The organism is Paenibacillus sp. JJ1683 (genome assembly GCF_053006485.1).
On sequence record NZ_CM129820.1, the window covers coordinates 2861789 to 2875664 of the forward strand.

At 41.4% G+C, this 13876-nt stretch carries 11 protein-coding genes and 1 pseudogene; 6 read left to right on the plus strand and 6 right to left on the minus strand.

The window, feature by feature from the left end; all coding sequences use genetic code 11:
• Positions 1-35: 35 nt before the first annotated feature.
• Complete coding sequence (locus tag ACUC6J_RS12205) at positions 36-4037, plus strand: GH32 C-terminal domain-containing protein (protein ID WP_447250268.1); 4002 nt, start codon at positions 36-38, stop codon at positions 4035-4037.
• 269 nt (positions 4038-4306) lie between these two features.
• Here ACUC6J_RS12205 and ACUC6J_RS12210 read toward each other — a convergent pair.
• The 4 genes and pseudogenes from ACUC6J_RS12210 to ACUC6J_RS12225 form a co-directional block, all read right to left on the minus strand.
• Positions 4307-4450: pseudogene (locus tag ACUC6J_RS12210) on the minus strand (helix-turn-helix domain-containing protein); the annotation flags it as partial.
• A gap of 228 nt (positions 4451-4678) precedes the next feature.
• A complete protein-coding gene (locus tag ACUC6J_RS12215; protein ID WP_447250269.1) occupies positions 4679-5611 on the minus strand; it encodes an alpha/beta hydrolase family protein in 933 nt (310 codons plus the stop codon).
• A 525-nt stretch (positions 5612-6136) separates the two neighbouring features.
• The gene (locus ACUC6J_RS12220; RefSeq protein ID WP_025364909.1) at positions 6137-7108 is read right to left on the minus strand and encodes an alpha/beta hydrolase; all 972 of its coding nucleotides are present in this window, start codon (positions 7106-7108) and stop codon (positions 6137-6139) included.
• Positions 7105-7239 carry a hypothetical protein gene (locus tag ACUC6J_RS12225; protein ID WP_258196266.1) on the minus strand — a complete coding sequence of 45 codons (135 nt, stop codon included), beginning with the start codon at positions 7237-7239 and terminating at the stop codon, positions 7105-7107. The genes ACUC6J_RS12220 and ACUC6J_RS12225 overlap by 4 nt, the downstream gene beginning before the upstream one ends.
• A 339-nt stretch (positions 7240-7578) precedes the next feature.
• Here ACUC6J_RS12225 and ACUC6J_RS12230 point away from each other — a divergent pair, with 339 nt between their 5' ends.
• Positions 7579-8094: a TetR/AcrR family transcriptional regulator gene (locus ACUC6J_RS12230; protein WP_016820902.1), complete on the plus strand. Its 516-nt coding sequence runs from the start codon at positions 7579-7581 to the stop codon at positions 8092-8094.
• Positions 8095-8181: 87 nt separating this feature from the next.
• Here the strand turns inward: ACUC6J_RS12230 and ACUC6J_RS12235 are convergent, their stop codons facing one another.
• Positions 8182-9069 (minus strand): HAMP domain-containing sensor histidine kinase, encoded by an 888-nt coding sequence (locus tag ACUC6J_RS12235; RefSeq protein ID WP_447250270.1) that lies wholly within the window; start codon positions 9067-9069, stop codon positions 8182-8184.
• A 187-nt stretch (positions 9070-9256) separates the two neighbouring features.
• Positions 9257-9934 (minus strand): response regulator transcription factor, encoded by a 678-nt coding sequence (locus ACUC6J_RS12240; RefSeq protein ID WP_016820900.1) that lies wholly within the window; start codon positions 9932-9934, stop codon positions 9257-9259.
• A gap of 268 nt (positions 9935-10202) precedes the next feature.
• On the opposite strand from ACUC6J_RS12240, the gene ACUC6J_RS12245 reads away from it, so the two are divergent.
• From ACUC6J_RS12245 to ACUC6J_RS12260, 4 genes are all read left to right on the plus strand, one after another.
• The gene (locus ACUC6J_RS12245; protein ID WP_107733594.1) at positions 10203-10562 is read left to right on the plus strand and encodes a glycoside hydrolase family 3 N-terminal domain-containing protein; all 360 of its coding nucleotides are present in this window, start codon (positions 10203-10205) and stop codon (positions 10560-10562) included.
• Positions 10563-11025: 463 nt separating this feature from the next.
• Positions 11026-11991: a poly(ethylene terephthalate) hydrolase family protein gene (locus ACUC6J_RS12250; RefSeq protein ID WP_447250271.1), complete on the plus strand. Its 966-nt coding sequence runs from the start codon at positions 11026-11028 to the stop codon at positions 11989-11991.
• A gap of 260 nt (positions 11992-12251) precedes the next feature.
• Entirely contained in the window at positions 12252-13358 is a 1107-nt protein-coding gene (locus tag ACUC6J_RS12255) for an alpha/beta hydrolase family protein (RefSeq protein ID WP_447250272.1), read from the plus strand.
• Positions 13359-13465: 107 nt separating this feature from the next.
• On the plus strand, positions 13466-13759 hold the full coding sequence (locus ACUC6J_RS12260; protein ID WP_447250273.1) for a hypothetical protein: 294 nt from the start codon (positions 13466-13468) through the stop codon (positions 13757-13759).
• Positions 13760-13876: the final 117 nt, after the last annotated feature.

Sequence of the window (13876 nt, forward strand, 5' to 3'; positions counted from 1 at the left end):
TCGCAAGTATAACAAGTTTCGAAGGAGGCTCGAGAATGAGGAAAGTCAAAAGTGGAAAATGTTGGATATCGGGAATGGTTATATGGGCTATGGTTCTCCAGCTTGTTGTTCCGGGAATCTCTGTCGCATCCGAAAATAGAACTGTTGCTGGAGAAACGCTCGTTCCTAAGAATGATGTGAAATCATCGGTTACGGATGCGATTTATCAAATCAAGAATATTCCTAAGAATGACATGGGATTGTCAGTTACGGATTCAGTCTATCAAATCCGGAATCCTGGATTTGAAACAGGAGATTTGACGGGATGGACCGTTGTCAATGGCGAGGCGTTCGGTCCGAATAGCGTAACCGACGAAACGACTTGGTGGGCGGAAAAAATATCGTATAACCAGGAAGGAGCTTATCATTTAAACGGCTGGAAGTATGACGAATCTGCGACAGGTATAATTCATTCCAGCACTTTCGAGCTGGGCGGCAGCGGCTGGATCAGCTTCAGGCTTGGCGGTGCAAAGAACCCAGACAAGGTATTTATAAATATTGTGGAAATCGATACGGGACAAGTTATTGCCCGATACGGAAATAGCGCATTCGCCGACGTTGGCTTCCCAGATCCCGCGCTGGGCATGCGGCTTGCCAATATGGTGCAATACAAGGCGGATCTTTCCACATATTTGGGCAAGAAACTGTATGTGGAGGTCGTCGATAATGCAACCTCGGATTGGGGAGTCATTTTTGCGGACGAATTCTCCATGTACCATGAGTCGGAGCCAGCTGAAGGAATTGTTGCGACGGATATCAAGCCGGATTTCAAGCGCTATGAAATCGATAATCCAAGCTTTGAAACCGGAAATCTCGATGGCTGGACTGTTGAGGGAGATGCTTTTGAAGTGACTAATGAAGCTCATGCGAGCAAAGAAGGGAACTTCTTTGCCAAATCCTCCATGCAAGGAAAGGGCTCTATCACTTCTAATACTTTTACGCTTCAGGGAACCGGAACAATTAACTTTACTATTTTGGATATCCTCAAACCAGAAAACGCCTATGTTGCACTTTACGATGCGAACAGCAACACATTGCTTATGAAAACCGGGAATGTTAGCGCGAACGAGAAAATCTCATGGAAAGTGCAAGAACACTACAATAATAAGCTCTATGTAAAGGTTGTCGATCATTCCAATGAAGCCAGCATTGCCGTTGATAGTTTCCAAGCAAGTGGTAAGGGTACTATTTTCCACTTAAACCTTGATGAAGGCGCAGGAAAGAAAGCGTTGGAGAAGGTACACAATCTTAGGCACGATGTGAACTATGTATTTAGCAACGCCAGGTATATGGCATCGAAGGATCCGAGATGGACTCCGCGTGGAATAAAAGGCGGCGCCTTATTGTTCGATGGATACTCGAATTATATTGAGGTCAATGCAAACGATACTGTGCCTGTAAGCGACGCGTTAACCATCGAAGCTTGGGTTGCACCGCGTAGCTATGAGTGGGGAGACGGAAACAAGTTGTCTGCGATCGTAAACCAATCCGATCAAGATAAAGCGGAAGGCTTTTCTCTTGGTATGTATCGGCACGGTACATGGTCGATGCAAGTAGGCATTGGCGGTCAGTGGATTCAGGTATGGGTAAAGGATCACCCGTTGGAAAAATACAAGTGGAATTATGTGGTCGCTACTTTCAGTAAAGAAGATGGAAAAATTAAATTATATCTAAACGGTGAGGAAGTGGCTTCCCAAGCAACCCCCGTCAACGTTCCGATCACACCATCTACCGAAAGCCTGGTTATCGGGAAAAATAATAAACCTGTAGAGTTAGCAGGGGTGTTCTCTTTCAATATGTTCAGCGGACTCCTAGATGAAGTGAAGCTGCATAATAAAGCCCTTACGAACCAGGAGATACTTGCTGGATATGAGAGCGTGAAGGCGCTTCATGGAGGTTCAATTCCGAAAATTCCGAATGCGGACATTGATGAGGATCCAAGTGTGTTTGACGGAGATCAGCATCGTCCCCAGTACCACGCGATGCCTCCGCAAAACTGGATGAATGAAGCACATGCACCGATTTATTATAACGGCAAATACCATTTATTTTATCAACATAACCCGCAAGGTCCATTCTGGCATCAAATCCACTGGGGGCATTGGGTGAGTGACGATATGGTGAACTGGGAAAATGTAAGACCTGCTCTTGCGCCCGAAGCGGGCACCCTAGATCCGGACGGCACGTGGTCAGGCAGTGCAGCGTATGATCGAAACGGCAATCCTGTTCTGTTCTATACCGCTGGCAACGACTCCTTGTCGCCGAACCAAAGAACAGGGTTGGCAACTCCGGCGGATTTGTCCGATCCCTATTTGGAAAAATGGGTGAAATATCCTATACCGGTAACGGAGCAGAACGGAAAAGGCATTCACAACGAGTTCCGCGATCCGTTTGTATGGTACGACAAAGAGGTGGACAAGTGGTATCAGCTAGTGACATCTGGTCTTCCAGACTTCAGCAGCGGCACAGCTTTGGTGTATGTATCCGATGATATGTACAATTGGGAATATAAGGGTCCGTTATACGTTAGTGACAGAAGCCGTTATCCGGAGTTGGGGACGGTATGGGAGCTACCAGTGTTATTGCCGTTAGGCACGGATAGTACGGGCAAGCAAAAATATATTTTCATGATTAATCCCCATGAAAAGCCGGAGCATGTTCCTCCAGCGAACGATGTGCAAAGAGATGTTGAGGTCTTTTACTGGATCGGGACCTGGGACCGGGATAACTTTAAATTTATTCCTGATCAGGAGGCACCCTCCAAAATGGATGTAGGTGACGGCTATTTAACCGCAGAGAGCGGTCTGGTCACACCCGACGGAAGAACGGTCGTATTTTCCATGGTGCAAAATGTAAGAACACCGCAAGCCGAATATCAATCCGGATGGGCTCATAATTTATCTTTGCCGGTTTCCCTAAGCCTCGATAAGCATGATAAATTGCATATCGAACCGATTAAAGAACTACAGAACCTTCGAGGGAAAAAGTGGGTTGATTTTTCGGACAAAAATTTGGAGAGTGCTAATCAATTGATTAAGAATGTCAAAGGCGACATACTAGAGATTGTGATGGAGATTGATCCGCGTGAAGCCCAGAAATTTGGTCTCAAGGTGCGACGCTCGGAAAAAGGCCAAGAAGAGACGCTCATTTACTACGACAAGAAGAACGGGACATTTAACGTGGATCGAACCAAGAGCAGCATTGATCCGGATGTGCGTGTGGACGGCATTCAAGGAGGATATGTAGATCTTAAAGGAGAGAACTTGAAACTCCATATCTTTCTCGATCGCTCGGTCATTGAAGCATTTGCAAATTACAAGAAGAAGCTGACAACTCGTGTCTATGTAGGCAGATACGACTCCCTCGGCTTACAGATCTGGGCCGATGGCGATATCAATATCAAATCCATGCAAGTATGGGATATGAATGCCTTAACGGGTAAACCGGCTGCTCCGGTCTATGTACCCGATAAGTGGGATAATTCTGTGTATAAGGATATTACAGAGCTGCCTAACCATGATTTTGCTACGGGCGACTTAACAGGGTGGATAACGGAAGGAGACGCCTTCCAGAATGTCCATGTGACCAATACCCGGTTCTTCTGGGACAACATTTACTTCAACCCGTCGCATAAAATTCCGGGCGGCTACCATTTGTGGGGCTTCAACGAGCAAGCCGGCGGCGACAGCTTAACCGGAGCGCTAAGATCTCAAAATTTCGTCCTTGGTGGGAACGGTAAGATCAACTTCCTTATCAGCGGCGGCCGGGATATAGATCGTCTGTATGTTGCGCTGGTTCGGGCGTCGGACGGCAAAGAGTTATTTAAAGAGACAGCAACCAATTATGAAGAATATCAACGCAAGATTTGGGATGCGTCAGATTATATCGGCGAGGAGCTTTATATAAAGGTGGTCGACCAATCCAAAGGCGGGTTTGGACATATCAACGTAGATGATTTTAATGTACCTGTTCAGGTAAAGAAGAAAACCAACAACTGACTCTTGTTAATACGTGAGTCCTGTAGTCACTCCAAACAAACCGAATACTCAGATAGCTTGTCATTCGAAATGGCAAAGGAAAAGGGCAGGTACTTGTAAAACGAAGCTGAATCAATTTTTATTTGGATGGGAGATTAGAGTGTAATTAATTTAATGCTCATTCGCCATAATCCCTTGGCTGAAACCATAGGATTATGGCTTGGTGAGCGCACATTAATGAAAAAATAATAAATTCTAACCTTAGTCAGAGAAAGGTTTCGTGGTATGGTTTAATATTCAGCTGAAGGGACGCCTTTTTTGCTAATCAAACGGTTTTTGGGCTCAGTGTGCAACAACTGCTCTACCTGTACATTTAATGCAATTGCTATGGCATAGAGCGTATCGATATCCAGTGTAATATCTCCGGTTTCATATTTGGAAACCTGGAATCGTTAATGCGAATGAGTAAATTTCGTAATCTCCAGCATCTGGTCGGTCATATACAATGCCGAAAATTGAGAGTTAGACTGTACCGTTCTTTCCTAAAGGCACAGACTTTGCCCAAGTATCCGATGTGGCTTTGGAGCGTTCGCTTGATTTAATCAACCATTGCCCGAAAATGTAAGGGGTGGAAAACCGCTCACGAATCTTTCACAAATCCCTTAATGGTTTTTTTTAATATCCTGCAAGTTTGCATTAGATAGAATTTCAGCATTCTCTCCGAAAAATGCGTTTCCTGCTTCGGTATCGCCATTAAGATAGTACATAAACCATGCGGTTACATATCCGTCTGCATAGTAAAGCATTTGCCCATGATCGGCATCATTTCTTCTTGCCATCACTTTTGTGACATTATTGGGGATGTCATTATAAAGTTTTTGCAGGCTTTCCAGAGGTGCAATCTGCTCATCTGTGTTGCCAGTGGAACCAAAAATCATAGTTGGTGCTTTGATGAGCGTAGGATCAGATGTCCATTGCAGAGCTTCGCTCATCACGGTCTTCGCGGAACTCAACATTACAGCAGCTTTATAGATGTCAGAATGCTTCTGATTTGTAATAGCGTTTATTACACCGATGCCGCCCTGTGAATGTCCGGTAATACCAATATGGTCGAGGTCTATCTTCTTATAAAAAACATTATCCCCACCATTGATTTTATCTTTGTATTCATTCAAAAGCTCAAGATACCGAACAGACATTTCAGCGGAAAACCCATTCCATGCATACTCTTCTTCTGTGGCAATTGTGATAAATCCCCAAGAGGCAAGATGTTTTTGCAGTGCCTGATATTTAGAGCCTGTGATCCCTGTTCCGTTGACAAATACAACAACGGGGAGCGATCTATTCATTTCGGATATATCCGCCGGAAAAAAAATCTCATATTTCTTAAATGACATCATAGCGGCACTTTCAAAATAACTTACCTCGTGCTCACCCATAGCTATATACTTTGCTTCCAACTCGCCGCCTGTTTTGACTGTTTCCGTATAATTATTCGGAACGGCAGGATTATTTGCTAAGTAAATCAACAAAGCGGCAATCAATACTGCAATGATAAAAATAATACAACCAGTAATTTTCAACATCTTTTTCATGCACGTAAATCTCCTTAACTCTCAATAAATTATAAATTTAGCGTAGGTCTTGTGGATTGTCTGCCTTGTTTCCTTGAAGTAGTATACCTGATCTGAATAAACTGAAAATAAACTGATGTAAGCATAGACCAATTACCGATTAGTTTAGTTATATATCTAAATAAAAAGCATATGTAGTTAACTTGAATAGGTAGCATAATGAAGTACGATTTCTCATTTCATATGACAAAAAGACTCAAGAAGAGATAAACACGGGCGGAAAAGCCTGCTCAGACATATGTTGAAGCCGTATAACCTGAAAGAGATATTGTCTTGTTAAGCGTAATATATGAATAGTAACCTTAAGCGTAATGAATTAGGAAATATTAAACTTCAAATTTAATTAATAAACCTGCTTTTTTGACGGTTATTCTTAAGTTTTTCGTTTTCACTTTGGATAGTAGAGAAGGTAGTTTTTAAAAATAGTACCTTCTCTAAATCTGTCACATTTTGTTGTCTCAAACAGAACAGCGGATCTAATCTGTCTTATTCACTCCCCATATATCGTTCCAGGTACTCATTCAACTTTTCTATATATTTTAAATATAGCTTATTGTCATTTTGCAGACCGTGCCCCGAATGAGGAAACTCGAAATAATCATGGGGAACATTGTTTTCTTCCAATGCGTTGATCAGATATTTTACTGTTCCGAACGGAGCGACCTTATCGTATTTTCCATAGGCAGCTAGCGTTGGTACAGAATTTTTATCAATCCACATAAACGGTGAAATATCTTTGACTGCTGTATCATAGCTTGCTTTTCCTATCATATCTGTTGTAATCGTGTTACCAGACATAACGCTGAATAAATTTGCTGCTGCCTCTGGATTCTGATCCAAACCGTAGGTAGCCCAGTCCTCTGGATAAAAGCTCGGTGGTCCTACCATCTCAAATACCATTTTTACAGGAATAGGAGAGGTGTCCGCATCACGGTAAGCATACAATAGCGCCAAAGTTCCACCTGCCGAGCCACCGGATATCGCCATTCTATCGAGATTGTAGCCTAACTTTTCCGCTTCCGCTTTTACAACTGGAATACTTTTTTTGATTTCCTGTGACATAGTATATACACTGGCTTCGGGATTATTTTCATTACGCAGCGTATAATTAATACCAGCGGCGACATAACCTTTTGAAGTAAGCCATTTCAGCATATTGGCGTCATCACTTTTGTCACCAGTTGAGAAACCTCCTGCATGGAGATATACGACAAGACCATAGCTTTTCTTTGTATTATCTGCTGGAACATAGAGATCAAATTTATTTTGCTCCTTATCGTCATAGGCGATATCTGAATATACATGCCCAACGGTGTCATTCCAATGAACCTGCATCTCTCCAGACAGTGGATTGTATGTCATTTTGATGATTGCTGAAGCCGCGAACACAAGAATAAAAACACCAACATAAATAAATCCCCACAACATTTTTTTTCTGCCTTTTCTCTCATTTTTCATAAGAAGTTACCTCCAAACAGTGTACCGCCGAGCAAAAAATTCATAAATGCCCGCACCGCAAGACGGCCCAAAAGGGCAGCTACGATGATAACTAAAATCAGAATAACCATGCGTTTTTGTGAAAGTGTCATCTCTTAATCTCCTTATCAATTTCTTCGTGATGTTACCCCTTGAGTTGTTTTATCCTAATGTTCAGACTTTTTTCCGTGCCGGAATTTGGGCCTTTTTACAACATACCGAACTATAAGCTAGGGAGCTGATATCGATTGGTCACTTAATTGGCTCAACTACAATTTTAACAAGAGTGATCAGAGGTCCTTTGTTATCATATTTTCTCCTTTATCTAGAATACATCCGTTGTATGAACTCCATAAAATAGACGTATCATTTTTTGTGTAACAAATGTATCATTGGTTAAAATCAGAATCAATGAATCGATAGAAAATGATACAGAAAGGAAAAAATGTAACGTGGAAGATAAAAGATTGAAAAACACACATGTGAAGCTTCAAATTACAAAATCACTTCTTGATTTGTTGAAAATGAAAGAACTTAAGGCGATTTCAATCAGTGATCTTACCTCAACAGCACAAGTAAGTCGCGTTTCGTTTTACAGGAATTATGATGAAAAAGAAGATGTGCTGAAAGAATATCTTTATAAATTAATAGACAGTTGGTATAAGGAATATCAAGATAGTGGTGGTACATCGGAAGATGAACTTTTGGGGAGTTTGTTTGGACACTTTAGTAAAAATAGAGATTTTTATCTGCTTCTTAGCCAAAGGAAATTGTTCTATCTGCTGAAGGAAATACTCAAAGAACTATTCGGACCAAAACCAGAATATCCAAACTTCGGTGCTTATGTAGCAGCTTATTTTTCATATGGATTGTTCGGATGGATTGAAGAATGGTTTGCTAGAGGTATGCAGGAAACTTCAGAAGAGATGACTTTACTTCTGAAAAATCGTGATTTAAATAAAAATTAATCTCCTGAGGTTGTTGGGATTTGGACATTTTCCAGAAGTGAATAATCCCATTTTCTCAATTTAGATGCTGAGAAAATGGGATTATTTCTAGGGTGAAGGAAGAATCACTTCAAAAGTTGTACCTGTGTCATCTGAGCTTACAACCCGGATCGTCCCACCATGCAGCATAACAATCTTTTGCGCAATACTTAAACCCAATCCATTGCCAGGGGAGGCGTGAGAAGGATCTCCTTGATAGAATTTATCAAATATGTGTTTTTGCTGATAGGCATCAATCCCTGGACCGTTGTTGTGAATAGATATACTAACATGTTGAATCTTCGAATTCATATCGATTGTGATCTCGGAATTCGAAGGCGAATACTTAATGGCATTGTCCAGAAGATTGATCCAAACTTGACTAAGCATATCTTCATTTGCAGTAACCATCAGTTCAGACGAATCAAACTGAAAGCTTATATTTTTCGCCGACCATTTCGGCTCCAACAATACAATAACCGTTCGGATGTGTTCGGTTAAGTTAAAAGTCGTTTTCTCAGTGATGATGGCTTGGCTTTCGATCTTGGATAACTGAAGCACATTTGTAGCAAGTTCTGCCAAACGTTCCGATTCATTGATGATGATATCCAAATACTCATTGCGTTCCTCATCTGATAAGTTTTTTCTTTTCAAAACTTTCGCGTACCCTCGTAAGGAAACGATCGGTGTTTTAAATTCATGCGAAAAATTATTAATAAAATCGGACCGCAGCATTTCAAGACTACCGAGTTCTTCAGCCATGTGATTAAAACTTCTGTTCAACTTTCTTAACTCTTTTGGCCCCTTAAGGTGAATACGGACGGAAAAATTCCCTTTGGCCAGCTCTTCAGAAGCATGTATGACTTTTCGAATGGGAGAGAGCGGGATTCGGCTAAATATCAACGATGCAAAAATACTGACCAGAATACTCACTGTTACAAAATATGTAACAAGCACTAAGCCACCTCCTGAATTTGGATCTTCGGCTGGAGGGGAAGTGTAGAGTCCGATATACACGAAAAACACGACAATGACCAACGAAAGAAAAATGGATATGAGCAAAATAAACAACACAATGAACGTAAACATAAAAGTTAGTCCAAATCCACGTAAAGATCTCTCTCTGATAAAGTTTATTATCCTTCTACTCACTATGTTTTACCGCCTTATAGCCAATTCCTCGGATGGATATGATTTCAAATTCCGGATAATCGCCAAATCGCTTTCTTAAACGGTTGATGTGAACATTTAACGTGATATCACTTGTTTCAGAGTCCATGCCCCAAATTTCATCCATTAGCTGAATGCGGGTGAAAATTTTATCTGGGTACGACAGCAATTTGTACAATAAATAAAATTCCTTCTGCGGCAGTGTCTGCACTTCATTCTCTCTTGACACCGATAATTCATCGTATTGCAACGTGATTTTTCCTATTTGAAGCTTCCGTTCATTCTGGATCTTGGCTCGCCGAAGCAAAGCCTTAATCCGAAGTAGCATTTCGTCTTCGTCCACAGGTTTGACCATGTAATCGTCTGTTCCTGCCATAAAGCCTTTACGTTTGTCTGCCGGTAAATGTTTGGCACTAACCATCAGAATAGGAATATCATTTTTGCTCTCGCGGATCGTTTGAGTCAACTCGAATCCATCCATTTGAGGCATCATGATATCAAGAACAATTAAATCAATATGCTGCTTGTCTAATAATTCTAATGCCACGATGCCATTCTCCGTCAAAAACACCTCGTATCCTGCAGACCCAATGATAGTTTTCATTAATTTGGCCGTATTTTTATCGTCTTCTACAACGAGAATTTGAAACATTCCCCTCAATCCTTTCCGTTACTCTTTAGTAACTGAACTGGCATTCTATCACAATGTACTGCTTGAAGTGAACAACGAGCACGACGCTTTTGTTTATTTTCAGTTTATATACTCATGGTAATATATGTCCAGCGAAGTACAATTCATCAAACCCCCGGATGTTCTGAATATCTAATATTTTCATTTGATTGTAAAATTAGGTGTTTGCCGGAGGCGCTGCTGAATATTCTGCTGGGCATCTACCCCGCTGCGGCAGGCCAGAATCGCAATGGTGAGATCCGCGAGCAGAAGTACGGCCATTCCCGTAGGCACGGCCCTTGCCCAGAGCTGGAACCCGGCGGTTTGCCAGGAGTGCGGCGACATTGTGGGGGAGGAGATGAAACGGTTAGGCGTGCACCTGTGGCTGGCACCGGCGATGAACATCCATCGCAATCCACTCTGTGGCAGGAACTTTGAGTATTTCTCGGAGGATCCTCTTATCAGCGGCAAATTGGCGGTTGGTATCATCTTGGGAGCCCAGAAACATCCGGGCTGCGGTGCCACGGTCAAGCATTTTGTCTGCAACAACCAGGAGACCAACCGCTTCAATTCCAATAGCGTGGTCAGCGAACGGGCAATGACATCATGATGCCTGGCGGCAGGAAAACCATGAAGGTTTGATGAAGGTTTGATGAACGCTTTGAACAATGAGACGGCAGCCTATCCGCTGACCCGCGCAAATCTGGAGAAGTGTCTTCGAGAGAGGCGCAAAACCCTCTATGTTTGTTATAATGACATATTTTATATTGTTTCTTCTAAGACATTAAGGGGATGAATACTGAAGATAATGCCGTATTTGAAGGCAAAACGATTGCCAGATAATTTGCCGGTATATAATTATGCACCCGATGTTGTATAGTTTATTTCATATTAGCTTAATGTTAGTAAAGGTGTAAAACAGCAGACATTAATTAATGGTGTTTGCTGTTTTTTTTATCAGCATGTTACATTTAATGCTTTATGTATCGTTTTGTCTTGGTTTATTGATTCAACTATTATCTGATGATACATTTGTTACACGAAAAAACTATCATCATACTCAGGAGGAAATAGTGAAAATATTAAAAAGGATATTGTTAGTTGTGTTTATCATAGTTATTGTAATTATTCTGGCAGTTATAGCGTTGTTTGCATTTCAGTCATACCGCTTTGATAATTATTATAAGTTTGTAAAGACTGATAAGCCAATAGAGGCACAATATACAGCTCTTGGACCAAATGAGGTTTCTTCTGTAGAATTCGATGCAGAAAATGATACCTATAAAAAATATGAAATTTGGTATCCGTCCGAAATGAAAGATCGTTCATCTGCATATCCTCTCGTTGTATTGGCAAACGGGACGGGAACCCCGGCATCAAAATATAAATCTGTTTTTAAACATCTTGCATCATGGGGGTTTATTGTTGTTGGCAATGAGGACTTGAATTCTCGAACGGGAGCTTCATCGTCTGCAAGCCTTGACTTTATGCTAAAGCTGAATGAGGATAGGGAGAGCGATTTTTATGGGAAAATTGATGTTGATAACATTGGGATCGGCGGACATTCGCAGGGAGGCGTGGGAACAATAAATGCCGTAACCAATCAGGAGAACCGTGATTTCTACAAAGCTATGTTTACGGCAAGCGCCACTTCAAGCTTCTGGGGACAGCAAAGCCAATTGGGAACCGATTGGAGTTACGACGTATCCAAGATCAAAATCCCTTACTTCATGGTTGCTGGTACGGGAGATTTTGATGCGGGAACTGCAGAAGACATAACGGCTACAGAAGGGCAAGGAATTACTCCGCTTTGGTCACTTAATACGAATTATTCCAATATTCCCGATACGGTAACCAAAGTTATGGCTAGGCGCGTAAACACTGACCACAGCGATATGGTGAACCATGCAGACGGATATATGACAGCCTGGTTTATGTATTGGCTGAAAGGTGATGTACAAGCGGGTAACGCATTCTTTGGTGACGATGCAGAGTTACTTGAAAATGCGAACTGGCAGGATGTTATTAGAAGTCAATGAATTATTTTTATATACAATTACAACAATGTTATATACCTGATAAAGGACTGGATTCCAGTCCTTTTTTAGTTGAGTTGGAATTACTTCGTAAGATTGCTACAGAACAGAAATATTAAGTTAAAAATATCCGTTTGTGTTTTATTTGGTTATAGGCATCATCATATCAGTTTATTTTCAGTTTATTCAGATCAGGTATATTACTTCAAGGAAAATAAGACACAAGACAGTAGACATCCTCAACAAATATCAAGGAGAATTCAATGAGAAAAATGATTAAAATAATAGGCATGTGTATATTGATATTCATTCTTTTGATCGTGGGACTGAGAATTAAAAATATGTTATTCCCTCCAAAAGTTGATAGCAGTGAACTAGATATTGATAAGATATTTGCACAACAGGCGCAATCCCAAGAAGGACTTCATCCTCTTGAAAATATTGAGCAGAGAACCATTGATATAAAATACATCAGCAAGGACAATATAGTGGACACCCGACAAATGAGGCTCTATATTCCGAAGGATGCGGAGCAGCCGATCCCCGTCATCTATATTCCTCACTATGAAATGACCGAGGATGCTGTGGAATTGCGCAAGTATCTAGCTGAAGGGTGGATGGTTGCTTCACCGACGAAATTTGATAATAAATACAACGGTCAGCTGACCGATGATGATCTGGTTTTCAATAATGCCGCCTTATATACGCTTCGTCATATGGAAGAAGTCGATCATCAAAGAATCGCCCTCGTTGGGGGCAGCGCAGGTGGATACACGACACTGATGCTTAACGCTTTGCAAATGGGGATTAATGCTTCGATCGCGAATTCACCGATTGCTAATGTGTACTTTAATTTTTATCAGTATTTTCCCGAAGGAAACCAATTGAACAACAACAAGATGGGCTGGGTCATGCTTAAAGGACTGTTTAAAATGATCACTGCGGAGATAACGGCGAAAGAAATGCTGAAAACGATGATGGACTTACCGATTCCGTTTCTAGGTATGGTATCCGGCATGTTTGAGCCGATCTTAGATAATTTTCCGGATAAAGAAGACATCGCAAGATGGGAAGCATTCTCCCCGGTTGCAATGGCAAATCATTTTAGTAGTCCTCTGGTCATCAATCATGTTACGTCTGATGTTTTGGTTCCAGTCGATCAGACTTCAAGACGATTCACCTATGAAGAAAACGGAAGTTCAATGCCGGAGGGGTTTTCGACAAGACTGAATAGCGCTATCCGGGAGTTCTCGGACATACTTTGGAAGAAGAACTGCCTTCAGACCTCACAAGAACAGTGCACATTATTATTACTGACCCGGATAAAGACAGCATACTTCCTTATGACAGTAAGAAACCGTTCAACCTGAACATTTACGACGATGGAACTGTAGAATCTTACGGGAGCCACCGAGCGACATCCGGAACAGGTGTAACCGATGATATTCCGTATCTCAGAGATATGCTCTCCCGTAGCTTGGCAGAAACAGAAATGCTGCTACCTGGAAAGCTTCTTCTGCTTTTGGATCGTTATCAGGGAGAGAGTATACAATTACCTGCTCATCAAGGAATTGATGATACTGTTTATGGCTCCCTTGTCATTTATCAGCAGGAAGTCGTAGAGGAATTAAATCAGTGGGCAGAAAACCATTCTATGAATGAATTGAATCATTTTATTCAGGGATCAATCACAGATATCGATGATACCATATTAAAGAACCAGTACACAGCCACATGGAAAGAGATAAAGGAAAAATTATCACGAATGTAAATTAGTTACTGCAGCATCTTGTTAAAAATTTAACAGGATGCTGCAAACTTGATTTATTTAGCTGGCTCTAAATGAAGGATGAGATGTGGATACACAGAAAAGGGCAGCAGAAACAAT

Excerpts from the sequence above, each read along its gene's own strand:
- ACUC6J_RS12245 (WP_107733594.1), top strand. The coding sequence starts at position 10,203 with ATGGTGAGATCCGCGAGCAGAAGTACGGCCATTCCCGTAGGCACGGCC.
- ACUC6J_RS12220 (WP_025364909.1), bottom strand. The coding sequence starts at position 7,108 with ATGAAAAATGAGAGAAAAGGCAGAAAAAAAATGTTGTGGGGATTTATT.
- ACUC6J_RS12240 (WP_016820900.1), bottom strand. The coding sequence starts at position 9,934 with ATGTTTCAAATTCTCGTTGTAGAAGACGATAAAAATACGGCCAAATTA.
- ACUC6J_RS12255 (WP_447250272.1), top strand. The coding sequence starts at position 12,252 with ATGAGAAAAATGATTAAAATAATAGGCATGTGTATATTGATATTCATT.
- ACUC6J_RS12225 (WP_258196266.1), bottom strand. The coding sequence starts at position 7,239 with ATGACACTTTCACAAAAACGCATGGTTATTCTGATTTTAGTTATCATC.
- ACUC6J_RS12205 (WP_447250268.1), top strand. The coding sequence starts at position 36 with ATGAGGAAAGTCAAAAGTGGAAAATGTTGGATATCGGGAATGGTTATA.
- ACUC6J_RS12215 (WP_447250269.1), bottom strand. The coding sequence starts at position 5,611 with ATGAAAAAGATGTTGAAAATTACTGGTTGTATTATTTTTATCATTGCA.